Genomic DNA, 22320 nt, shown 5'->3' with positions numbered 1-22320 from the left:
TCCGCATGGCAAACCACTTTTACGCCACTTCCACTACTTTTAAGGGAAATCCTACAGCAAGCGCCTTGATAGCGACTAAAGTTAAGTCGTAGAGTCAAAAAATGCAGGGGTTGTGGGGTCGACACCTATGGAGCTGTTCTATCATCCGTTATCACGTTATTCACAGAAGGTGTTGATTGCTCTCTATGAAAAACAAGCGAACTTTTACCCGCGGATCACCGATTTGCGCGACCCGTTAGCGCGTCAAACATTCCAGCAATTTTATCCTCCCGGGAAACTGCCTCTACTCAAAACCCACGAAGGCCAACTGCTCCCCGAGTCCAGCATCATCATCGAATACCTAGACAGGCATTTTCGAAACGGTACCGAGTTACTGCCCACCGAACCCGAGCGCAATCTTGCTGTGCGCTTATTCGATCGCATTATTGATAACGATATCAATAACCCATTATTTCAATTGGAAAAATTAAAGCATGCGCCCGAAGGGCATGAATTTGAGATCAAGCAGATAGAAAAGCAGATGTTTATCCAGTTTCAGCGCCTTGATGCCCATTTGAGCCAGAATCACTGGGTTTGCGGTGACAGTTTTACCTTGGCCGACTGCGCACTTATTCCCTGTTTAAGCTACAGTTTTGCCCACTTAAACCTGCTGGATTTAGATGAGTTAGTGCGTTACTGGCAACAGGCGCAGCTGCGCGGCGCCTGGATGCTGGTACTTGAAGAAGTGCTACTCGCCGAAATGGAGGAAGACACAGGGATCAGGAGTATTCCCTAGTGCCAACACATTAGGGCGTGTTGACGTTTCAGGGTTATTTTTGCAGCAATTTGGCTGGCGTTTATGCAAGGCGAAGTCCGTGCAGTGTAGTTATTCTACATAAACGGACGATAACGCAGCAGAAACGTCAGCCAAACGCTGCCCGAAGGGTTGGTCTAGCAAGCTCGTTCTCTTTGTCACTCGTCATTTGAGTAGAATAACTACACGTCATTCCTCGTTTCGCGAGCACGAGCTTGCCAGAACGAACAAAATCTAATCTCGAAACGTCAACACGCCCTAGCGATTGCGTTCTTTCTTCAACTGTAAAAACGCTTTCCATTTAATGACTTCTGGCGGCAACTCAGGAGCAGGATCGGTATAACCCGCCTCTTTGACTAACACATCCAAGGGTACTTGCTTACCTTTACAGACAAACACCCCACGCACATGCACAATGCAGTGCAAGCCGCGTTCGCTCACAAAGCGTTGTTCAATATAAAAATATTTCTCATCCCAGCCCACGACTTTAGTTTCAATCTCAAACTTTTTCAGGGGCTTGATATCGCGGATATAGGTAAATTCGGCGGCGTTAACAATTGGCATCCACTTTAATTTAAGGAAACGCTTCAACAGCCCCATTTCGGCCAACATATAAGTGCGCGCAAGGTCCATAAACGCCGGATAACGGGAGTTGGTCAGGTGGAAGTTGATATCGCAATCGCTGGGTAATGCCCGGTAAGTAATACGGCTCGTGCCCAAAAAATCAATCTTACGGCAGTGACGCGTGCGCCAAAACAACAACCAAAACAAACGGAAATACAGATTCATATGCAGTCGCCCTAAAAATAAGAGCCACAGGCTAACAGAGGTCATACCAGAGGGCAAGCGAGATCTGGCTCACAAAAAAGGCGCCAAATGGCGCCTTTTTATGCTCAAGCATTCCTATTTAGTCTGGCTTAAGCAGCAATCCCAGAGTGGCGCAGCAACGCATCGATACTCGGCTCGCGACCCATAAACTGTTTGAACAAGTCCATAGGCTCGGCTGAACCACCCATTTCGAGGATGTTGTGCAGGAAGCTACGCCCCGTGTCAGGATTGAAGATGCCTTCCTCTTCGAAGCGAGAAAACGCATCCGCCGACAGCACTTCTGCCCACTTATAGCTGTAGTAACCCGCGGCATAACCGCCCGCAAAAATATGCGCAAAACCATGTTGGAAACGGTTAAATGCTGGCGGAATTAACACGGCTACCTGACGACGAACTTCGTCCAAGGTCTCTTGAATACGCGCCCCTTTGGCGGGGTCATATTCGTGGTGCAATCTAAAATCGAACAGTGAAAACTCCAACTGGCGCAACATCATCATGCCTGATTGGAAGTTTTTCGCCGCTAACATCTTGTCTAACATGGCTTTTGGCAAAGGTTCACCGGTTTCGTAGTGACCGGAGATCTCCGCTAAGGCTTCTTCTTGCCAGCACCAGTTTTCCATAAACTGGCTAGGTAATTCGACCACATCCCAAGGCACGCCGTTGATGCCTGACACGCCTGCCACGTCGATTTTGGTCAGCATATGGTGAATGCCATGGCCAAATTCGTGGAACAGCGTCGTCACTTCATCGTGGGTAAAGAGTGCCGGTTTGCCATCTACAGGGCCGTTAAAGTTGCAGGTGAGATAAGCCACAGGCTTTTGTAGACCCGTAGGTGTGTGACGACGCACTCGGCAATCATCCATCCAAGCGCCGCCGCGTTTACCCGTGCGGGCGTACAAGTCTAAATAGAAGCTGCCTCTGTGCTCGCCCGTTTCGTCGAAAATATCGAAGAAGCGCACGTCTTTATGCCAACGGTCGAACTCAGTTTGCTCGACAATCTTTAAGCCAAATAGGCGCGAGACAGTGTAAAACAAGCCAGAGAGCACTTTATCTTCGGGGAAGTAAGGGCGCAGCAACTCTTGAGAAATCTCATACTTATGTTGCTGTAACTTCTCGGCGTAGAAACTCAAATCCCAAGAAGCCATTTCGCTCACGCCGTACTGTTCCAGCGCAAAGGCTTTTAACTCGGCCAGTTCGGCCTTGGCTTGGTCTTTTGAACGCAGCGCTAATTCGTTTAAGAATGCCATCACCTGAGCTGGCGTTTCGGCCATTTTCGTCGCGAGAGATTTTTCGGCAAAACTATCAAAGCCTAACAATTGCGCCAGCTCGTGGCGCAGCGCAAGGATTTCATCCATCAAGGGACCATTATCGAATTCGCCCGCATTTGGACCTTGATCCGAGGCGCGCGTCACGAAGGCGCGATAACACTCTTCACGCAGGCTACGGTTTTCGCTGTAGGTCATCACGGGTAAATAGGAAGGGAAATCTAAGGTAAATAACCAACCTTCTAATTCACGGACCTCGGCCATCGCTTTGGCGGCCGCCTTGGCTGAATCGGGTAAACCAGCTAATTCTGCCTCGTCGGTAATTAACTTAGTCCAAGCTTGGGTCGCATCGAGCAGTTGATTCGAAAAACCGCTCGTCAGCTCGGATAGGCGTTTAACGATTTCGCCATAACGCACTTTTTGCCCATCATCTAAGCCAATACCCGAAAGCTCGAAGTCCCGTAAGCTGTGCTCAATCACCATCTGTTGTGCTTGGCTTAATTGGTCAAACTCTGCCGATGCACGCAGGGATTTATAGGCCTCGTATAGCCCTTGGTGTTGGCCAACATAGGTGCCGTACTCGGATAACAGCGGCAAACAAGCATCATGGGCGGCGCGCCATTCATCTGTGCTCACCACTGAGTTCATATGGGAGACAGGCGACCAAATCTGACTTAACTCATCATCCACTTGCTCGAGCGGAGCGACTAAGTTATCCCAGGTAAAAGGCCCTGGGGTTTGCAGCACTTCATCAATCTTGGCACGACACTGAGCAATGGCCTGCTCAACGGCAACTTGAATGTGTTCAGGTTTAATCTGGGAAAAAAGCGGTAATTTTGCGCCGTTAAGCAAAGGGTTGCTCATAATGGTTCCTCTACAATCTGTGTAGCTAATAAATAAGGGCTTATCTACTATTTATCAAGGCGAGAAAACCGATTGCCCCCTTCGCAGATACACCTAGCCGTATTCAACAAAGAAAAAAGCGAGCCAGTTCACAATTAAGATTTACACCAAATTTACTTACTAAATCTTGACGAGCTGATCGCAAATCGAATCCATTCTCATTAACGATCATATTCGCCTGAGTTAATATCTGCACATATTCCGCATCTTTTATCAGATTGGCTTAAATATGGCAGCTTCACTTCATCCCATCCTTAGTGCCGTCGGCGTGATTAGCGTCATTTGCTTGAGTCACCCATGCTTGGCGAACGAGAGCTTAGTGCAAACCGAAGGTGTCTCAAGCAGCGTATTACCCGCAGCAACCACAGCACCTTGGGCCGCAAATCTAGACTTAGGTTGGGATAGCAAATATGTGTCCCAGGGGCGCAATAATCTGGCCGAGGGCGGAATTTATTGGCTAAATGCTAGCGTCCAATACGGCAATCTCACCACCTACGCCCTTGTCGGACGCGGCGATAGCCAAGCTTATACCGAGTGGAACATTGGTCTCGAATACGCGTTAAACCTCAGCGAACACTTAGAGGCGAATCTGGGTTATCAGCGGATTGAAGGTTATAGCAGCAGTCGCTGTCAGGATAACGAACTGTTCGCAGAATTAGCCTACACCGCCGCCCCTTGGTTAGTGCCTTCGGTGAGTTATGTGTATTCCACCGAGGCCGCAGGCTATTTTGTCGAGCTGAGTCTACACAGTTATTGGCAACTGAGTGAAAGCTTTACTCTCGCTCCTTATATAACCCAAGGGCTTGATTTTAAATATCGAACAGAAGGCCACAATGGCCGCAATCATCTGCAATTTGGTTTGGAGGCCAATTATGATCTGGCCGATAATATGAGTCTCAGTGGCCATATTAGCCACAGCATTGCCCAGAGTGATATTGAACTAGAAGCTGCCGCCAATGGCGACTTTAGCTCGCAGGATCAAACCTATGCGGGTGTCCACTTTAATATGAGTTTTTAAGTTTTTAAGCACGCTTCTCCGTTTGGCAAACTCTTCTCGCCCTAACTACACTCAAGAAGTCGATGGAACGACTCAGCTTAGGCGAGGAACAGGGAATGTTAACGCATCATATAAAATGGCTGTCTAACGCATTTATCTTATTGATATTTTATGGCTTATCATCATTTGCTGCCGAGCCAGAATTAGAAACATTATCCAAATCGACCACAACTGAGCCCCTACCTTTAGGAACCCTACTCGACAGTGAAGGGAAACCACTCCCGATCCCGACTCAACAAAGCGCCTTAGATTACCAATCTCCCGTCATAAACACTGACAATATGCCTGAGAAAACAAATACCCATAAGGCAAAGTCGACGTCATCGAAAAAGAAAAAGCAGAGCCGCAAACAACAACTCGCCAGCCGAGAGAGAGTCGCTAACAACCCCAGTTGCCGCTGGCTCAATGCCCGCATGTCACAACTCGAGACCCAGATTGGCAACCGCCCCGACAAAGCGGCAAGCTATCAGACCGATGAGCTCAGTGCCCGTCAGCAGGAGTGGCAATGCCTTAAATGCGGCGCCGAAGGGCCAAACCAAGACGATCACTATCGCTGCCAATATCGCCGTTAAGTTTGAGCTAACCGCCAAAAGATAAAGTAGGTGCTTTGCTGAGATTTTTGGCGGCAAAACAAGGTCTATAGCAAAGCAACCTAATGGGCTGGTCTGCAAACCCATTCCAACCTACAATGACCTTCTGCTAATAAGCACCTCATTCTTAGAGTTAGACGGAGAAACTCATGGCTCAACATTTTGACTATATCTGCCTAGGCGCAGGCAGCGGCGGTATCGCCTCAGCTAACCGAGCTGCCATGCGTGGCGCTAAAGTTCTACTCATCGAAGCAAAACATGTTGGCGGCACCTGCGTAAACGTGGGCTGCGTACCCAAAAAAGTCATGTGGTATGGCGCACATATCGCCGAAGCCATGAACCTCTACGCCAAAGATTATGGATTTGATGTTTCAGTTAACAAATTCGACTGGAACACCTTAGTAAACAGCCGCGAAGCTTATATAGGTCGCATCCACGAGGCCTACGGTCGAGGCTTTACCAATAACAAGGTCACCCTGCTGAATGGCTATGGCCGTTTCGTTAATGGCAACACGATTGAAGTAAATGGCGAGCACTATACGGCCGACCATATCCTGATCGCCACCGGCGGCTCGCCAACTATCCCTAACATTCCGGGTGCGGAATACGGGATTGATTCCGATGGTTTCTTCGCCCTGCGCGAACAACCTAAACGTGTCGCTGTCGTCGGTGCTGGCTATATCGCCGTCGAAGTCGCGGGCGTTTTACACGCACTTGGCAGCGAGACTCACCTGTTTGTACGTAAACATGCGCCGCTGCGTAACTTCGATCCTATGCTAATCGATGCCCTAGTCGATGCCATGAAGACCGAAGGCCCAACCCTGCACACCAACAGCGTCCCACAATCTGTGGTCAAAAATGCTGACGACAGCCTGACTCTGAATCTGGAGAATGGCGAAAGTGTGACCGTTGATTGTCTGATTTGGGCCATTGGCCGCTCACCAGCAACAGGCAATATCGGTTTAGAAAACACCGATGTGCAACTGGATAGCAAAGGTTATGTGGTAACCGATGCGCAGCAAAATACCACCCACAAAGGCATTTATTGCGTGGGCGATATTATGGCGGGCGGAGTGGAGCTGACTCCCGTTGCGGTTAAAGCGGGTCGTTTACTCTCTGAGCGCCTATTCAACGGCATGAGCGATGCCAAAATGGATTACAGCCAAATCCCAACCGTGGTTTTCAGCCATCCTCCGATTGGCACTATGGGCTTAACCGAGCCAGAAGCCCGCGCGCAATATGGTGATGATAATGTGAAGGTTTACACCTCAGGCTTTACCTCAATGTATACCGCCGTCACTAGCCATCGCCAAGCCTGTAAAATGAAGCTAGTTTGCGCGGGTAAAGAAGAGAAAGTCGTGGGTATTCATGGCATTGGTTTTGGTATGGACGAAATTCTCCAAGGGTTTGGCGTTGCTATGAAAATGGGCGCCACCAAAGCCGATTTCGATGCCGTTGTCGCCATCCACCCCACTGGTGCTGAGGAATTTGTGACCATGCGCTAAGCGCATGACTCAAGCCTTAAATCTGGCTCAATAGCCTGTGAGTGTTGCATTTTATCGAAGCGGCTCTGATATTCTCAGCGCCGCTTTTTTATGTTCAACGGTAAGCCATCAAGCTTATTTATCCGCTCTTAACATCCCATTCTTTCGCCCCAATTTACCATTAAATGCACAGGTAAATTTATCAGTATTCAAATCAATTTTCCTTATTTTACACCAACCAAAAGTATGCAAACTGGGCATTTCAACTTGATATCTTGCTAATAAAGATCTTATTATAGTTATAGCACTAACTATTATCCGCTCTAAATAAATCAAGGAGGCATTATGTCAGCTAAGCATGCTACAGATGAAAATCCCATCTCACAGATCATCCGTTCCACCCGGGAACGCCTTCATGGAACACTACAATATTTCTGCCTGTTCGCCATTCTAAGTACCTATCTCTTTGTCATTTTGAAACCGAGCTTCATTCAAAATAACAAAGCGTTAGGAGGAAAATAATCGATGAATTCCCTCTCTTACGTTTCATTGGCAATTTACTTTATTGCCATGCTCGCTATTGGTTTGTTCGCCTATCGTAAGTCGACCGATGATGTCTCAGGCTATATTTTGGGTGGCCGCCAAGTGAGCCCACACGTCACAGCACTCTCTGCTGGCGCCTCGGATATGAGTGGCTGGATGCTGATGGGCCTGCCCGGCGCCATGTTTCTAGTGGGGTTTGAAACCCTGTATATCGCCCTCGGATTATTAATTGGTGCTCTAATCAATTATCTGGTAGTTGCCCCTAAATTGCGGGTCTACACCGAAGTCGCCGATAACGCGCTGACTATTCCAGAGTTCTTCGCCAAACGCTTTGGTCAGGCCGATAACAGCATTCGTATTATTGCCGCCGCCATCATAGTGATCTTTTTCACCCTCTATACCTCGGCGGGACTAGTCGCGGGCGGCAAGTTGTTCGAATCCGCCTTTGGGCTGAACTACGATATTGGCCTAGTCGTCACCTTAGCCGTCGTGGTGTCATACACTCTGCTGGGGGGATTTTTAGCCGTTAGCCTTACCGACTTTGTGCAAGGCTGTATTATGTTTGTCGCCTTGGTCTTAGTGCCTTTCGTGGCATATCAAGAATTTACCAGCGCAGATCGCATGATGAACTTTGCCTATCAGTCAATCCCGCATTTTACCGATGCTATGCAAAATGTGACTCTGCTAGGCTTAATCTCTAGCCTCTCGTGGGGACTCGGGTATTTCGGCCAGCCGCATATTATTGTACGTTTTATGGCGATCCGCTCGGTCGCCGACATTAAAACCGCACGCCGCATCGGTATCAGTTGGATGACAGTGACCATTATCGGCGCCTTAGCGACGGGCTTGGTTGGTATCGCCTACGCCAATAAATTTGGCATGAAGCTTTCGGATCCTGAAACCATCTTTATCGTGTTTTCAGAGTTACTGTTCCACCCCTTAATCAGCGGCTTCCTGCTGGCAGCAATTCTCGCGGCCATTATGAGCACGATTTCATCGCAGTTATTGGTCTCGTCGAGTTCACTGACCGAAGATATTTATCGCACCCTGTCGAAGAAACAAGCGAGCGAGCAAGAGATGGTCAAAATGGGTCGTTATGGCGTCGCTGGTGTTGCCATTGTCGCTACGCTGCTGGCGCTTGATCGCTCTAACAGCATCCTCTCCCTCGTGAGTAATGCGTGGGCAGGCTTTGGTGCCGCCTTCGGTCCGCTGGTGCTGTTTAGTTTGTATAAAGCCAATCTCACCCATAAAGCGGCAATTGCGGGGATTATTTCGGGCGCGCTCACGGTACTCTTTTGGATTTATGCCCCCGTGCTTGCCGATGGTAAGGCATTGAGTAGCTTAGTGTATGAGATGATCCCAGGCTTTGTTGTCAGTAGCACAGTGATTTATCTGGTGAGCAAGTTCGATAACGACCCGTGCGCTAAAACCACTAAGCAGTTCCATCAGGCCGGTCGTGTATTGGCCGAGGAAAGCTAAGGAGGCGCAATGACAGACTCTCCCCGTAAACGTATCGTCGTCAAAGTGGGGAGCGCTTTAATCGCGCCCCACAAGCAAGGTTGCAGCAGCCATTATCTCTTGGGTATCGCGCAGTTTATTACTTACTGCCGCGTCCAAGGTATCCAAGTGGTATTGGTTTCATCCGGCTCGGTTGCCGCTGGGTGGCATCATTTTGAGGGCCAAGCTCAGCCGAGTGTCACGGTGAAAAAGGCCATGGCGGCTGCGGGTCAGGCGGATATGATGGCGACGTGGAATAAGCTATTTGATTTTCCCACCGCCCAACTGCTGCTGACCCATGGCGACTTACGTAATCGCGAGCGTTATATCAGTATTCGAGACACGATTTTTAGCCTGCTCGAACACGGTTTAATGCCGATTATCAATGAGAATGACGCCGTCACCGCCGACAAACTCAAGGTTGGCGATAACGATAATCTCTCGGCCATGGTGGCGGCTGCGGCCGATGCCGACACCTTAGTAATTTGCTCGGATGTGGATGGACTCTACGATCAAAATCCCCACGAGCATCTCAATGCCAAGTTGATAAAGCAAGTCACTGAAATCAATGCCGATATCTATGCCATGGCGGGAGGCGTCAGCAGCGATGTTGGCACCGGAGGCATGCGCACTAAGATCCAAGCCGCCGAGAAAGCCATCTCCCACGGCATTGAGACCTTTATTATCAATGGCTTTAATGCCGATTCCTTTAGCCAACTGCTAAAGGGGCAAAATCCGGGCACCCTCTTTACCCCCTACGAAAAACCGATGCAGGAACATTTGCATTGGATGACCCACACCTCGCAAGCGCAGGGCGAAGTGATCGTCGAGGATGATTTTGACCTAGCACTCGATCAGCACAGCGAGCAATTAACCAGCGATGATGTGGTTGAAGTCAAAGGGGATTTCTCAGTGGGCGACACCATTCTGGTGCGTAAAGGCGATGGCACTAAGTTGGCGAAAGCCAAATCTAACTACAGCAGTTGCCTACTGAGTTTTATTACCGAGCAGGATGATCAGGCATTTGCCAGTGAATTCCAGCAAAAAACCGGCCCCATCATTTCCGATAAGAATATCGCCATTCTTAAATCCATTTGAGTGGAGAAACTATGAGCCTAATTAAACAAATATCCGCCGATGCCGCCCATGCGGCCCGCACACTCGCCCAGCTCGATGAGTCGTTAAAAAACACCGTATTACTGGATATGGCGCGCTCATTAAGGGAAAAAAGTTATGAAATCCAAAGCGCTAACCTGATTGACGTACACCGTGCGACTCAGGACAACTTAAGCCCCGCTATGGTCGATCGCCTCACGCTGAACCAACACCGCATCGAGGCGATGGCGCAAGGAATCGAAACCATCGCCGCCCTGCCCGATCCCGTTGGGCGCGAGCGTTTTATTGGTAAACGCCCCAATGGTTTATCTATCAGTAAGATGCGCGTGCCACTCGGCGTGGTGTGCATGATTTATGAGGCGCGACCTAATGTCACTGCCGATGCCGGCGCATTGTGCTTTAAATCCGGCAATGCGGTGATCCTGCGTGGCGGTAAGGAAGCGCTACACACCAGCCAAGTGATCGCCAGCATTTTACAGGCGGTACTAACCGCCTATGGTTTGCCTAAAGCACTTATCAGCGTGATCCCCGATCCTGACCGCGCCCTGATGCTCGAACTGATGCAGCTGCGGGAATTTATCGATGTGATCATCCCTCGTGGTGGCGAAGGACTGATTAATTACGTCACTGAAAACAGTAGTATTCCGGTTATTCAGCACTTTAAGGGCGTGTGCCATTTATATGTGGATAAAGACGCTAATCAAGATATCGCCTTGGATTTGCTGCTCAATGGCAAAACCCAACGCACTGGCGTATGCAACGCCCTCGAAGGCTTGTTAGTGCATAAGGATATCGCGCCGCGATTCTTGCCCCGCGTCGCCAAAGCACTGGCCGAGCATCAAGTAAAAATCAATGCATGTCCTCCGGCCGCCGCGTATTTCGATGCTTGCACTTATATGGCAGAAGAAGATTTTGGCCAAGAATACTTGGACTTAGAAATCGCCATTCGCCAAGTCGACAACTTTGAGGTCGCCACCCAACATATCGCTAAGTTTGGCAGCCACCATACCGAGGTGATTTGCACCGACAATGAACTCACCGCCGCCCGCTTTCAACGCGCAGTGGATGCCTCGGTCGTTATGGTGAATGCCTCATCACGCTTTTCCGATGGCAGCGAACTCGGCCTCGGCGCCGAAATCGGCATAGCCACCACTAAGCTACATGCCTACGGCCCCATGGGACTCGAAGCCTTAACCACTGAAAAATATCTGGTTTCAGGCACAGGACAGATTAGAGCTTAGCGATTACCTAGACGATGTGATTAACTAAATAATAAAGCCCCAAGGTATTCTCCCTTGGGGTTTTATTTAAGTGCTCGTCATTGAAATAGAACTTCATACTTCTTATACGGCTTTCAAATGTTTCGAAAATACCCAAGCGAGTTTGTTTTGATATAGAAAGGCCTTCCAATCACCGCTTGCAGCAAGCACACTAATACGCTCACCTTTTGAGAGCGCCCCCAGTAAGTCTGCATTTTTCTTGGGTTGATTACGGATATTGAGCTTATCGATAGTTACTTCATATAGCTGTCCATTCTCAAGAACAGGATTGCTCGCAATGTCCGTGTTTGGCAATTGGAAATGACTTTTCTCTTGTGACACCACGGTGCTAGTGCTAGCACTTGTATTTACCGATCCGATACGACAAGTTTTGTTCCAAGATATGCAGGAATTGCCGCACGGTTGACCCTTTTTACAATTTTTGGCATTGGCAATGGATATTGGATGCCCCAGTACAAAAACTAACAGTAATATCCATAACCTACTCACATTTCACTCCTTTAATATTCTCGCCTCAAACGCATTATCGCTAGATTTCTTTAAGCCTAGATTTACCGCCGATGCTGCAGAATACGACTCCCCTCGGAGTTGCCGCAGGGCGAATAGGCAAATTGTGTGAGTGCGGTCATGGATGACCGACTAGCTTTCGCAGGTGCAGGGACGCATCCTTCGGAAGCGATAGCAAATTTGCCAATGAGCACAAGGGGCTTTCAACTCCGTTGGGGCGTCATGGAGCATCCAAGGAGGATAGGACGAGCAGTCCTCCTTGGTCGGGTGTGGGGTGAAGCCCCACGACTTTCTCGGCCGTAAGGCCGCAAAACTCAACATAAATCAAATAGTGATTTACGTTGCCCCATCACACTGCGATTTACCCGCTTGATAACAGCTGGGTTGCCGTGGGCAGACGGCGCCGCGGGAGCAGATAAGCCGAGCATCATTTTTAATCCCGCGCTCAATCCAGTTGATATTCAATATCTTAGCCACGCTGACCAGATCGCTTTTAATATGCTTAGGAATCGCGACTGAGCCGCCGCCAGAGACACAGGCGGCTTTTAAATCATGGGCGATAGAGAGTGCATCTTTACCTTGGGCTTCAATGGCCGGATTCAAATCGATGCCAGCACAGAGCACATGGGGGTTGCCCGCCGAGTCTTCGACCTTAATCGACTCGCAGCAGTAAATCCGTGGTTCATTGCCCACATTTAAAATCGAAATTTGCGCCGATGTCCCAACTGAAGGTTCACTGATCATTCTAAACACCGCCCAGTGCTGGCAAGGGTCTTCCACCAGCCGCATATTGCCCCAAGGCAGGGGAATGCCATTGCCTCGGTAAACGGCTTTGAGTTTGCCCGGCGCATAGGCATCAAAATAATGCCAATGGGGATAAGGCGATACGACCGTCATCCGCCGCATGGCGACCGAAGCCGACACTTGCAGCTGTTTATGCACCTCAATTTCGTAACCGTGGCGGTCGAGCAATTGTCGATAGGGCACCTTAGGGCATAACAGGGCTCCGGCAAAGAAGCTGGACTCAAAGTCGCGCCACGCATGCAAAATATCCTGCGCGTTCAAGGTATTAGATTGCATCGTCACTTCTTCATCCATCTCCAATTTTCGACCAGAAATCATCACACTCTTAAGCCCATCCTTGTTGTGCAATACACAATGGCCGATATGGGCGGCGAGATCGTACTTCAGCCGACTGGGGCGATTTTTAAGGACTTTATTGATGTAAATTGTGCTGGGCGGCTCGAAGAAAGAGGTCACTAACTGATGGGAGCTTACGCCGCGCTCGTCGATAACTTCCTGGGGCGTGCTATCTATCCATTTGATTTTCAAGCCTACGCCCTTGGCAATATCCAGCATCTCCTCGAGAGATAAGGGCATACGTTTTAACCCAACCTCTTCGGCGGCACGTTCAAGATCGGGGAAATGGTTTTGATGGTGTTCCTGATGGGCGCGGATTAATAAGTGGGCGAATTGCCGACCCGAGATCCCAGTCTGGGATAGCATTTCAGGAATCGCTATTTGCAAAATATCATTTGAAAACAAAAAGCTGGGTTCGAGCGCCATGCCGCTGATCCCACCACGGCGGCCCTTGTCCGGCGTGATGGCACTTTCCTCGGGTACGTCGTCTAAAAACCAGTCAACGTCCTTTTGAAAAACCGTGGCAATCACGGCCAACATTTCGGCACTAGGTACGCGTTTTCCGCGTTCGATCATCGACAAATATGACACAGAGGGCGCACTGCCCGCATCGACGCGAATGCAACGCGCGGATAAATCTTCCATGGTTAAATTATTACGTTTCCGTAGGTTACGTATTTTAGTCCCTAGGAAATGTGACTTTCTCATCAAGCTCTGGTCATTGCGCATTTTGTAAAATTCACATTGTAAAATTTTTATTGTGAAATTGTAGCAAAAAAAAGACTAGACTACAAATTAAGCAATCGAGGCAGGTTATCCACCTGACACGGCTTAACCATTAACTCTGTCGGACAAACCAAATTGAAGACAAACGTTGAACCATTAGAAGTGAAATCAAGGCCCTAATTTTTAATTTGAATGTGTAGAGGATGCAGCGATGAATATGTCAATTATCAATAGCCACCAGATCCAACCGAATCTAAACAGCTTCATCGCCGAAGAAGTGCTTGCCGTCGCCCAAGTGAACGTGGCCGAGCATGAAAAACTTGCCCAGGCGAAGCAGTTCCTCGACCGTCATTTCCCACTGGATGCGGGTTCGCACCAGGATGTGATCAGCTATATGGTTTACTACCAACATCTGCTGGCATTTTTTGCCGACGGCAGCCACAGCGGATTACGCCAAACCAAGCAGTTTGTTGCCTTCAACGGCACTAAAGATGCGCCAAGCGCCATAGTGTTACAGGACCAAGGCTGCCATGTAGAGTTGTGTTTTGACCGCACTGGCATGATAGGTGCGCGGGATTTAGCGAATTTGGAAGATGTGCAAATCGAAACGCCCGTTGAGTTAGCCGCCGAACCCACAGAAACACGCAACACCACCTCGCGCCACTGGTTAAGCCTGTTACACGCGGGAATGCCAAGCGCTAACGATATTCAAGACAAGCTGTTTACCGCTAAAGATGGTGGCGACTACAGTCTGCAACGTATCGTAAATCTCTAAATTCCGCATATTTTCACGGGAGAGCTGCCGTCGGCGACTCTCCTTTTTTTACTTCAAACCTACCTACCCAATAAGACTCAATAAAATTGACTTACAAAATAAATTAAATTGATTTTATTGAAGCTGAGCCCAATCGTTATAATGCCCGTCTTTGTCAGCGTCCCAATGCTTATTCGATTGGCTTATTCGAGTATCCATGCCTATGTGGATGGAGCTGAAAACCCAAGATTGGCACGATAACACTCAGTCGCAAACCTAAGGCGTTATGAATTTTTCATCGATAGTCTCGCAACTTAAGCAACCCCATCGCCTTGTGTTTATCTGCGCCGCGCTACTGTGTCTCGCGCCTGTTATCTCATCCCCTATGGCGCTTGTGCTCGGTTTTACCTTGGCCAGCCTAGGTTGGGTGCCACACGACTGGAATATCGCCGCCCTCACCAAAAAATTACTGTCCTATTCGATTATCGGCTTAGGCTTTGGCATTAACTTCAACGCCGCGATTGAGGCCAGCAGCCATAACCTAGGGTTAATTGTCGGCTCGATTATTTTTACGCTGATCTTAGGCTTTATGGTGACTCGCGCCCTGAAGTTTGACCCGATCACAGGCCACTTAATCGCCTCTGGCACCGCCATCTGTGGCGGCAGCGCCATTGCTGCCGTATCGCCAGCGATTAATGCCAAACCAGACCAAACCGCCACCGCATTAGCCTGTGTATTTGTACTCAACTCGGTAGCCTTATTTTTATTCCCCGCCCTCGGGCATTTGCTCAATATGAGCCAATACGATTTTGGCGTGTGGAGTGCCATCGCGATTCACGACACTTCCTCTGTCGTCGGCGCGGCCTCTGCCTATGGTGATGAAGCACTTAAAACCGCCACAACCATTAAACTGGCGCGCGCACTGTGGATTATCCCCATCGCCCTTGTCAGTGCGCTGATCTTTGGCGGCGATAAACGTAAGCTTAACCTACCGTATTTTATCGGATTTTACTGTTTAGCCATCGCAATCGCCCATTGGTTACCGCAGTTTCAGCCGCTCTACGACACGCTGTTTATGGTGTCGAAACGTACCTTGGTTCTGTGTCTGTTCTTGATTGGCGCGGGGATTACGGTGCAAAAAATGCGGGCAAGCGGCCCCAAGCCTTTGCTACTGGGTGTGGTTCTGTGGGCGGCGATTGGGGTAACGTCTTTAGCTTATATTCTGTATTTTCAATAGACTGGATTTAAGCTAAGCGGCTTAAATTGACACTCTGACGCGGGAAGCCTACTCGGCGTTGGGTTTAATCCGCCAAGCCAACCCCAGTACGCCTAAAAAGGCGGAAAATTCGATCAGCGAGCGGAGTAATCCTGTGGTTTGCGTGGATGCAACCAAGGCAATAAGGCAAAACACAATCAGCAGCGAGTTTTTCAATTGCATCCTCCGACAAACTTAGGGGATGCTCATTATTGTTTAGAACCAAAAAGCCAGCCAATATCGATTTTCAATAACAAATAGCTATAACAACTAAGCCTGAGAGTTTAGGTTAAGCGGCCTTATGGGCGCTATCGGACTCGTTTGCCGCCAGTTCTTGGTTATGTTCTTGAATAAAATCCTCCATAAACCAAGCACAAAAGGTGTGGCGACCATCCACGGCGGCCTTGCCATAAATGGTCGACGCCTGTTGGCGCACCGTTTTCTCTTTTGTCTGTCTCACTTCGGCAATTTCTTTAAAACTCAGCCCTTTAAGCAATAAAAACGCGACTTGCTGTTCGCTCTTGGTAAAACCCCAAGTATTGAACTGGTTTGCAACAGCTTGGCTGTATTCCTGTCTGGCGGAACGCATTTGGGTCGACATATTGTCGATTTTTTTATCGGCGTACTCGAGGCGTTTCGCCAAGGCTTTAACTTCGCGCGAGCGGCGAATTAAATCGTAACTGAGGTAGATGGCCCCGACTGCGGTGAGCACTAAGAGTATGGCTTCCTGCACTAAATGCCATTGCGGAATGCCTAATTGAATGTCGGAACTAATGTCAAAAAGCTTAAAGCACATGATGAGTGCCAGCAGACCAATAATGACAATATCCTTCATTTAAAACTCCTAAATAAAAGCAAAATCAATCAATTATTTTATGGGACATATGTACCATAGGCGGATTTATGATACAGGTCCCCGACGACTTTCACCCGTCAATCCCTACACTGACAGCATTGTTTAATACCACAGAATCATGTCATGTCTGTCAGTTCGTCTTGTATCAAGTTATGTCTGTTGACCAGCTTAGTCGGCAGTAGTTTCCTGTGTCTTGCGGCGGAAGCCGAACTTTCCCAAGCGCTGTCGAGTAGCCAAGCTAGGTTGGCTCATATCACTTCGTCGAATACCCAATCGGCACATTTAACCAGCTCGACCTGGCTCACAGGCCTGCCGAGCATCAGCTTAAGTCACCTCGGGAGTTTGGATAATAGTAACAGCTACGAGCAGGAACTCTCAGTCAATTTGCCATTTAAATCCCCCGCGCTACACAGCAGCGATAAGCAAATAAAACAGCTCGCCGAGCAAATTCATCAACAACAAACGGCGTTGCAAAGCTTGTATCTCTCGGGATTATTAAGGCAAAGCCTATGGGAATACCGCCTAAGCGAAGTCAAACGGTCACAGCTTGAGCGTAAACAGCAGTTGCTCGATAAACTCCATCGCCAGCAAAAACAACTGACCGATGCGGGGGAACTGCCACTGGCCAACACTCTGCTGCTGGAGCGGGAAAGTGTCGATATCGCCTTAAGCCGCGCCGACATTCTGCAGCAACAAGCCCAGTCTTTAGTCCTGTATCAACAGCTGACGGGCCAAGACCGGATGCCCAGCGCGATTGAGGAAACTGACCGCCCACTTGGCAAGGGCGCCGAGGCCTTAGCACAACATCCCCTGTGGCAATTGTTGAAGCTACAACAACAGCAACATCTGCTGCTGATCCAATCACAGCAAGCGGGTGAGCGCGATCCTTGGACCGTCTCACTCACAGCAAAAAATACCGCGGATACGGGCGTAGATGATCAACAGTTAGGCATAGCCGTATCAGTGCCCTTAACCTTAGGCTCGGCGCTGTCACAGAGCGATTTATCCCAATGGCAACAAGCAAATACCGAGCAAAGCCTCAATCTTGACCGCAGCGCCCTCGAGCTTAAAAACCAGTGGGATCAATTAGTCCGCCAGCAAACTAACCTCGTCGAGCAACAGCGCTTACTCACCCAAGCGCTCGCCCTCAGCCGTACCATTACCGAGGAACTCGCCAAGGTAAAAGATCAAGATCAGGTGAGTTATGAAGTCTGGCTGCGCCGCTATATGGAGGCGCTCGACACCGAATCCCGCTTGGCGCTCAACCGCGTCAGCTTGCAACAACTGCATTCTCAACAACTCCAAGCCTTAGGAATTTCATTATGATGGCCAAGTACGGCGCATGCCTTCTCTGTTTATCCGCGAGTGTTGTAGGTTCGGCGCAGGCCGAAAGCTTAGCCATTAGCGCCTTAGGCAATCTCGACCTCAGTTACACCCAACCACAAAGAGTCGCCAGTTATGAGGGCAGCCCACTGCCGGCGCAGGTTGAAATCCTCCCCGGCAATGATTATTGGATCAGCACGCCCGAGAATATCCAGCAAGTGCACTTTCTCGTCGGCCAAGGCCAGCGCGTCAGTAAAGGCCAACCGATAGTCAAACTCACGGGGCCAGAAGTATTCCACTACCTCGCACAAGTCGAGGCCGCGGCGAGCCTGTATCAACTCGCCAAGAGTCGATATGAGCGCAACAAACCATTACTCGCCAATGGCAGCATTAGCGCCGAAAAATGGCGTGAGATCAGTCAGGACTATTTCACGACTCACCTCGAATACGAGCATATGCAGCACTTTATGGAGCGCGTCCACAGCACAGATGCGGCTACCGACTCCTTAGTGGTCGCCGCACCCGTTGACGGTATCGTCAAACTCAATGCCATCAGCGGCCCTTATATGGCCGGGGATCAACTGTTTTCACTGGTGCCCAATAACAGCATCCGCATCAAAGTGAATGTGCCGACAGGGCAGTCCCACTCCCTGTCTGCCATCAATATTAATCAATGCCATATCGCGATTGAGTCACTGTCGGCGATTGCCGAAGGCGCCTTTGTAACAGCTTGGTCATCGGCGGTGCCGCAGGAATGTAACCTGTTGTTAGGTCAGCAAATGACTGTGGTTCCCGAGTATCAAAAAGCCGTGTATTTACTGCCCAAAAACAGTGTGTTTAGTTGGGAGCAAGACAGCCAAGTGTTCACTCAGTCCGATAATCAGCTCAATGCACTAACGGTCGATATCTTAGGTTCGACGCCAGAGCAATATATTGTCGCCAGCGATCAAGACTTGAGTCAGCTGCAAGTCCTATCCCAGTCGGTTGCCGCGGTGAAAGGCATCATGCTCGGTTTAGGAGGCGAATAAGATGCTCACCTCTGTGATCCGTTTTTCGCTCACTCAGCGGCTGTTTGTGCTGATTGTGACGCTGATCCTCATGTTGGCTGGCGCACGCGCTTGGTTTGCCATTCCCTTGGATGCTTTTCCGGATATTTCCCCAACCCAAGTGAAGATTATCCTCAAGGCTCCCGGCATGACGCCGGAGGAAATCGAAGCGCAGATTACTGTCCCGATTGAAACCGAGCTTTTGGGTATTCCGCGGCAATCGATTCTGCGCTCGACCACTAAGTACGCCATTAGCGATATCACCCTCGATTTTGAAGAAGGCACTGATATCTATTGGGCGCGCCAACAGGTGAGCGAGCGCCTCACTGCGGTCTGGGATAGTTTTCCCGAAGGCGTAAGTGGCGGTGTGGCGCCCATGAGCACGCCGCTGAGTGAAATCTTTATGTTTTCACTCGAAAATCCCAATCTTTCCCTGCTGGAGCGACGTCAATTACTCGAGTGGGAAATTCGGCCGCTGCTGCGCACAGTACCGGGCGTTGCCGATGTGAATATCCTTGGCGGTTATGCCAAGAGCTTTAGCATCAGCCCTAATCCTGCGGCGATGGCGGCTGCGGGCGTGAGCTTTGCCGCGCTGCAACAGGCGATTGTGGAGAATAATCACAACGAAGGTGCCGGTAAGCTCACCATAGGTACAGACACCATCATAGTACGCTCCGAGGGACGCATCGATGATATCGACGAGCTCAAACAGCTAGTGATCAAAGCCGATAATGCTAAGGTCTATCGCTTGCAGGATCTCGCTGATATCCAGATAGGCCACCTTGCGCGCTACGGCGCCGTGACTAAGGATGGTAATGAAACCGCCGAAGCCTTAATCATCGCCCTCAAGGACGCCAATACGGCACAAGTGGTTAACAACATTAAGGAAAAGCTGGCGCAAATCAGCCTAACTCTCCCTGAAGGCAGCCAGATAAACACCTTTTACGACCGCGCTAACCTGATCAATACCGCCATCGAGACCATCTCCAATGCGCTATTCGAGGCAGTTGTGCTGGTCATCGTATTGCTGGCGCTGTTTTTAGGGAATGTGCGCGCCGCGTTAGTGGTGTCCCTGTCGTTGCCGCTGGCTGCACTGTTCACCTTTTTGATGATGGACCACTTCAATCTTTCCGCTAACCTGATGAGCCTCGGTGGCCTCGTTATCGCCATCGGCATGTTGGTGGACTCCTCCGTGGTAGTGGTTGAAAACATGGTGAATTTAATCGCCACTAAACAGCGTTTACCGCGGTTGCACTTGATCTTTCGCGCCACCAAAGACGTCGCCATTCCTGTGGTGTCGGGCACGGTTATCGTGATCATAGTGTTCTCACCACTGCTCACCCTCAGTGGTTTAGAGGGCAAACTCTTTACCCCAGTCGCCATCACCATAGTGTTTGCCATGCTGTCGGCGCTGGTGTTATCCCTGACCGTGATCCCCGTGATTGCCTCGTACCTAGTCAACGAAAAGGCCGCCAAAGAACCTAAGGCCATCGAAAAGCTCAAACACCTTTACCTTGGCAGCCTAAAAGCCTGCTTTGGTTGGCAAAAACCTTTTATGCTCACCGCCTTTAGCTTGCTGATCGTCAGTCTCGGCCTGTTTAGTCTGGTGGGGAAAACCTTTATGCCGACCTTAGATGAGGGCGACATCATTCTCCAGTTAGAGAAATCCCCTTCGATTTCCCTCGACGCATCCATCGCTATCGATAAACAGATCCAACAAACCCTGCTAAGCCAAATCCCCGAAATCAAGCAGATGGTGGCGCGCACCGGCGCCGATGAGATTGGTTTAGATCCCATGGGGCTGAACGAAACCGATGTGTTTTTAGAGTTGGCGCCCCGCAGCGAATGGCGTTTTGCGACCAAAGAGCAGCTTATCGATGCCATCCGCACTGTGCTGCTCAAATATCCCGGCGTGAACTTTAACTTTACACAACCGATACAGATGCGCGTTTCCGAAATGCTCACCGGCAGTATTGGGGATGTCGCGATTAAAGTATTCGGGAATGATATCGAAACCTTAGGAAAACTCACCGGTGAAATAGAACAACTGGTCACCGCCACTCAGGGCAGCGTCGACGTTAAGATGGCGATGATTGAAGGCAGCCCCTTTATCAATCTCACCTTAGATAATGAGCTGGCCCGAGGGTTTGGGATGAGCACTATGGAGTTTGCCCGCTACCTCAAGAGCCAACTCGAAGGCGTGGTTGTTACCGAAGTGCTGCAAGGGAAGAAGCGCACGCCCGTGCTTATCACTAATAATCAGGCGCAGATAAGCAATATCAACGAACTGCAAAATCAGTTATTGGTGATGCCAGATCATTCCCTGAAACGCCTAAGCGATGTGGCGGTATTGAGCTATAAACAAGGCCCTATCCTGATCGAGCGGGAACAGGGAAATCGCTTTTCGGTGATCACCACCAACGTGCAAGGGCGGGATATTGTGGGCTTTGTGGAGGAGCTTAATAGCAAAATCGCCAAGGAGATCAAACTGCCCAGCGGCTATAGCGTCAGCTTCGGTGGCGAGTTTGAAAACCAGCAGCGCGCCACCAGCAATTTATTGCTGGTGATCCCTATTGCTATCGCGCTGATCACTTTGATTTTATTCACCACCTTCGGCTCGCTGGCAAAATCGGGATTAATCCTCGCCAACGTCCCGTTCGCTATGATGGGCGGTATCGTCAGCTTGTATCTCTCGGGGGAATACCTCTCGGTGCCCGCCTCGGTAGGCTTTATCGCCCTGCTGGGTGTCGCCGTGCTGAACGGCGTGGTGATGGTCAGTTATTACGAACAAACCAAATACTTATTCGGTAGCCTCAGGGAGCGAGTCGAACAGGGCGCCGCGCGGCGACTCAGACCCATTCTGATGACGGCCACCACCGCCATGTTTGGTTTGATCCCCTTAGTGTTCGCCTCGGGTCCCGGTGCTGAAATCCAAAAACCCTTGGCCATTGTGGTGATCGGTGGCTTGCTCTCCTCCACCATCACGACCTTGTATTTACTGCCCATGTTGTATTTTTGGCTGGAGAAACGCCGATGAGCACGGAACAACTGCTAGTCCTGATCGCCCAAAACGATATTAAGGACGATATAGTCGATACTCTGATTGAGTTGGAGTTTTTATCCGGCTTTAGCTTGGGCAATATTTGCGGATTTAGCCGAGAGCACAGCCATTTCAATATCAAGGAACAGGTGGAAGGTTATCGGGAGTTTTGTAAGTTTGAGATTATGCACCCTGCAAGCCAGCAAACCGCTTTGCTTGAGGCACTAGCAAAGGTTTGTAAACACAACCCTTGCCGTTATTGGATTATGCCCATCTATCAAAACGGCACGCTTTCCTAACGATAAAGGGCATACAGA

20 protein-coding genes are annotated in these 22320 nt (G+C 49.7%); 14 read left to right on the top strand and 6 right to left on the bottom strand.

What is annotated here, in order from left to right; genetic code table 11:
- Positions 1-127: 127 nt before the first annotated feature.
- Positions 128-775 (top strand): glutathione S-transferase family protein, encoded by a 648-nt coding sequence (locus tag B5P39_RS20630; protein ID WP_088212807.1) that lies wholly within the window; start codon positions 128-130, stop codon positions 773-775.
- A 276-nt stretch (positions 776-1051) separates the two neighbouring features.
- Here the strand turns inward: B5P39_RS20630 and B5P39_RS20625 are convergent, their stop codons facing one another.
- Positions 1052-1582: a thioesterase family protein gene (locus B5P39_RS20625; RefSeq protein ID WP_011718763.1), complete on the bottom strand. Its 531-nt coding sequence runs from the start codon at positions 1580-1582 to the stop codon at positions 1052-1054.
- 128 nt (positions 1583-1710) lie between these two features.
- Positions 1711-3750, bottom strand: coding sequence for an oligopeptidase A (gene prlC / locus B5P39_RS20620; RefSeq protein ID WP_088212806.1), 2040 nt, complete (start codon positions 3748-3750; stop codon positions 1711-1713).
- A gap of 268 nt (positions 3751-4018) precedes the next feature.
- Between prlC and B5P39_RS20615 the strand changes: the two genes are divergently transcribed.
- The 7 genes from B5P39_RS20615 to B5P39_RS20590 all read left to right on the top strand — a co-directional run bounded on the left by B5P39_RS20615 (position 4019) and on the right by B5P39_RS20590 (position 11317).
- A complete protein-coding gene (locus B5P39_RS20615; RefSeq protein WP_088212805.1) occupies positions 4019-4807 on the top strand; it encodes a hypothetical protein in 789 nt (262 codons plus the stop codon).
- A 95-nt stretch (positions 4808-4902) separates the two neighbouring features.
- Positions 4903-5418 (top strand): hypothetical protein, encoded by a 516-nt coding sequence (locus B5P39_RS20610; protein ID WP_088212804.1) that lies wholly within the window; start codon positions 4903-4905, stop codon positions 5416-5418.
- A 167-nt stretch (positions 5419-5585) separates the two neighbouring features.
- The gene (gene gorA / locus B5P39_RS20605) at positions 5586-6941 is read left to right on the top strand and encodes a glutathione-disulfide reductase (protein WP_088212803.1); all 1356 of its coding nucleotides are present in this window, start codon (positions 5586-5588) and stop codon (positions 6939-6941) included.
- A 324-nt stretch (positions 6942-7265) separates the two neighbouring features.
- Positions 7266-7442: a hypothetical protein gene (locus B5P39_RS24770; RefSeq protein ID WP_176400016.1), complete on the top strand. Its 177-nt coding sequence runs from the start codon at positions 7266-7268 to the stop codon at positions 7440-7442.
- A gap of 3 nt (positions 7443-7445) precedes the next feature.
- Positions 7446-8942: a sodium/proline symporter PutP gene (gene putP, locus B5P39_RS20600; protein ID WP_023266153.1), complete on the top strand. Its 1497-nt coding sequence runs from the start codon at positions 7446-7448 to the stop codon at positions 8940-8942.
- A gap of 9 nt (positions 8943-8951) precedes the next feature.
- A complete protein-coding gene (proB, locus tag B5P39_RS20595; protein ID WP_088212802.1) occupies positions 8952-10058 on the top strand; it encodes a glutamate 5-kinase in 1107 nt (368 codons plus the stop codon).
- A gap of 11 nt (positions 10059-10069) precedes the next feature.
- Positions 10070-11317, top strand: a complete 1248-nt coding sequence (locus tag B5P39_RS20590) for a glutamate-5-semialdehyde dehydrogenase (protein ID WP_088212801.1) — start codon at positions 10070-10072, stop codon at positions 11315-11317.
- A 102-nt stretch (positions 11318-11419) separates the two neighbouring features.
- On the opposite strand, the gene B5P39_RS20585 is transcribed toward B5P39_RS20590, so the two are convergent.
- Positions 11420-11845: an SH3 domain-containing protein gene (locus tag B5P39_RS20585; RefSeq protein ID WP_088212800.1), complete on the bottom strand. Its 426-nt coding sequence runs from the start codon at positions 11843-11845 to the stop codon at positions 11420-11422.
- Positions 11846-12199: 354 nt separating this feature from the next.
- Entirely contained in the window at positions 12200-13732 is a 1533-nt protein-coding gene (locus B5P39_RS20580; RefSeq protein WP_088212799.1) for a DUF3612 domain-containing protein, read from the bottom strand.
- A gap of 208 nt (positions 13733-13940) precedes the next feature.
- Here B5P39_RS20580 and B5P39_RS20575 point away from each other — a divergent pair, with 208 nt between their 5' ends.
- Both B5P39_RS20575 and B5P39_RS20570 read left to right on the top strand, forming a co-directional pair.
- Positions 13941-14504, top strand: coding sequence for a malate synthase (locus B5P39_RS20575; protein WP_088212798.1), 564 nt, complete (start codon positions 13941-13943; stop codon positions 14502-14504).
- Positions 14505-14769: 265 nt separating this feature from the next.
- Positions 14770-15720, top strand: coding sequence for a YeiH family protein (locus B5P39_RS20570; protein WP_088212797.1), 951 nt, complete (start codon positions 14770-14772; stop codon positions 15718-15720).
- Between the two features lie 48 nt (positions 15721-15768).
- Here the strand turns inward: B5P39_RS20570 and B5P39_RS20565 are convergent, their stop codons facing one another.
- Both B5P39_RS20565 and B5P39_RS20560 read right to left on the bottom strand, forming a co-directional pair.
- Positions 15769-15915 carry a hypothetical protein gene (locus B5P39_RS20565; protein ID WP_083758005.1) on the bottom strand — a complete coding sequence of 49 codons (147 nt, stop codon included), beginning with the start codon at positions 15913-15915 and terminating at the stop codon, positions 15769-15771.
- A 112-nt stretch (positions 15916-16027) separates the two neighbouring features.
- Complete coding sequence (locus B5P39_RS20560) at positions 16028-16573, bottom strand: helix-turn-helix transcriptional regulator (protein ID WP_088212796.1); 546 nt, start codon at positions 16571-16573, stop codon at positions 16028-16030.
- Positions 16574-16717: 144 nt separating this feature from the next.
- Between B5P39_RS20560 and B5P39_RS20555 the strand changes: the two genes are divergently transcribed.
- The 4 genes from B5P39_RS20555 to B5P39_RS20540 are packed head-to-tail and all read left to right on the top strand — an operon-like array spanning position 16718 to position 22302.
- A complete protein-coding gene (locus B5P39_RS20555; protein ID WP_088212795.1) occupies positions 16718-17920 on the top strand; it encodes a metal transporter in 1203 nt (400 codons plus the stop codon).
- A complete protein-coding gene (locus tag B5P39_RS20550) occupies positions 17917-18945 on the top strand; it encodes a membrane fusion-like protein (protein WP_088212794.1) in 1029 nt (342 codons plus the stop codon). The genes B5P39_RS20555 and B5P39_RS20550 overlap by 4 nt, the downstream gene beginning before the upstream one ends.
- 1 nt (position 18946) lies before the next feature.
- A complete protein-coding gene (locus B5P39_RS20545) occupies positions 18947-22000 on the top strand; it encodes an efflux RND transporter permease subunit (protein WP_088212793.1) in 3054 nt (1017 codons plus the stop codon).
- A complete protein-coding gene (locus tag B5P39_RS20540; RefSeq protein ID WP_088212792.1) occupies positions 21997-22302 on the top strand; it encodes a DUF3240 family protein in 306 nt (101 codons plus the stop codon). Before B5P39_RS20545 ends, B5P39_RS20540 begins: the two co-directional genes overlap by 4 nt.
- The last annotated feature ends 18 nt before the right edge of the window (positions 22303-22320 follow it).

The sequence above is a fragment of the Shewanella sp. Shew256 genome (assembly GCF_002196695.1).
Lineage (GTDB): Bacteria > Pseudomonadota > Gammaproteobacteria > Enterobacterales > Shewanellaceae > Shewanella > Shewanella mangrovisoli.
The sequence above is the reverse complement of the archived record's forward strand: the minus strand, read 5'-3'. Positions and strand labels throughout refer to the sequence as shown.

Excerpts from the sequence above, each read along its gene's own strand:
- prlC (WP_088212806.1), bottom strand. The coding sequence starts at position 3,750 with ATGAGCAACCCTTTGCTTAACGGCGCAAAATTACCGCTTTTTTCCCAG.
- B5P39_RS20550 (WP_088212794.1), top strand. The coding sequence starts at position 17,917 with ATGATGGCCAAGTACGGCGCATGCCTTCTCTGTTTATCCGCGAGTGTT.
- B5P39_RS20625 (WP_011718763.1), bottom strand. The coding sequence starts at position 1,582 with ATGAATCTGTATTTCCGTTTGTTTTGGTTGTTGTTTTGGCGCACGCGT.
- B5P39_RS20630 (WP_088212807.1), top strand. The coding sequence starts at position 128 with ATGGAGCTGTTCTATCATCCGTTATCACGTTATTCACAGAAGGTGTTG.
- B5P39_RS20590 (WP_088212801.1), top strand. The coding sequence starts at position 10,070 with ATGAGCCTAATTAAACAAATATCCGCCGATGCCGCCCATGCGGCCCGC.
- B5P39_RS24770 (WP_176400016.1), top strand. The coding sequence starts at position 7,266 with ATGTCAGCTAAGCATGCTACAGATGAAAATCCCATCTCACAGATCATC.
- B5P39_RS20575 (WP_088212798.1), top strand. The coding sequence starts at position 13,941 with ATGAATATGTCAATTATCAATAGCCACCAGATCCAACCGAATCTAAAC.
- B5P39_RS20580 (WP_088212799.1), bottom strand. The coding sequence starts at position 13,732 with ATGCGCAATGACCAGAGCTTGATGAGAAAGTCACATTTCCTAGGGACT.
- B5P39_RS20540 (WP_088212792.1), top strand. The coding sequence starts at position 21,997 with ATGAGCACGGAACAACTGCTAGTCCTGATCGCCCAAAACGATATTAAG.
- B5P39_RS20555 (WP_088212795.1), top strand. The coding sequence starts at position 16,718 with ATGTCTGTCAGTTCGTCTTGTATCAAGTTATGTCTGTTGACCAGCTTA.
- B5P39_RS20615 (WP_088212805.1), top strand. The coding sequence starts at position 4,019 with ATGGCAGCTTCACTTCATCCCATCCTTAGTGCCGTCGGCGTGATTAGC.
- B5P39_RS20560 (WP_088212796.1), bottom strand. The coding sequence starts at position 16,573 with ATGAAGGATATTGTCATTATTGGTCTGCTGGCACTCATCATGTGCTTT.
- B5P39_RS20570 (WP_088212797.1), top strand. The coding sequence starts at position 14,770 with ATGAATTTTTCATCGATAGTCTCGCAACTTAAGCAACCCCATCGCCTT.
- putP (WP_023266153.1), top strand. The coding sequence starts at position 7,446 with ATGAATTCCCTCTCTTACGTTTCATTGGCAATTTACTTTATTGCCATG.
- gorA (WP_088212803.1), top strand. The coding sequence starts at position 5,586 with ATGGCTCAACATTTTGACTATATCTGCCTAGGCGCAGGCAGCGGCGGT.
- B5P39_RS20610 (WP_088212804.1), top strand. The coding sequence starts at position 4,903 with ATGTTAACGCATCATATAAAATGGCTGTCTAACGCATTTATCTTATTG.
- proB (WP_088212802.1), top strand. The coding sequence starts at position 8,952 with ATGACAGACTCTCCCCGTAAACGTATCGTCGTCAAAGTGGGGAGCGCT.
- B5P39_RS20545 (WP_088212793.1), top strand. The coding sequence starts at position 18,947 with ATGCTCACCTCTGTGATCCGTTTTTCGCTCACTCAGCGGCTGTTTGTG.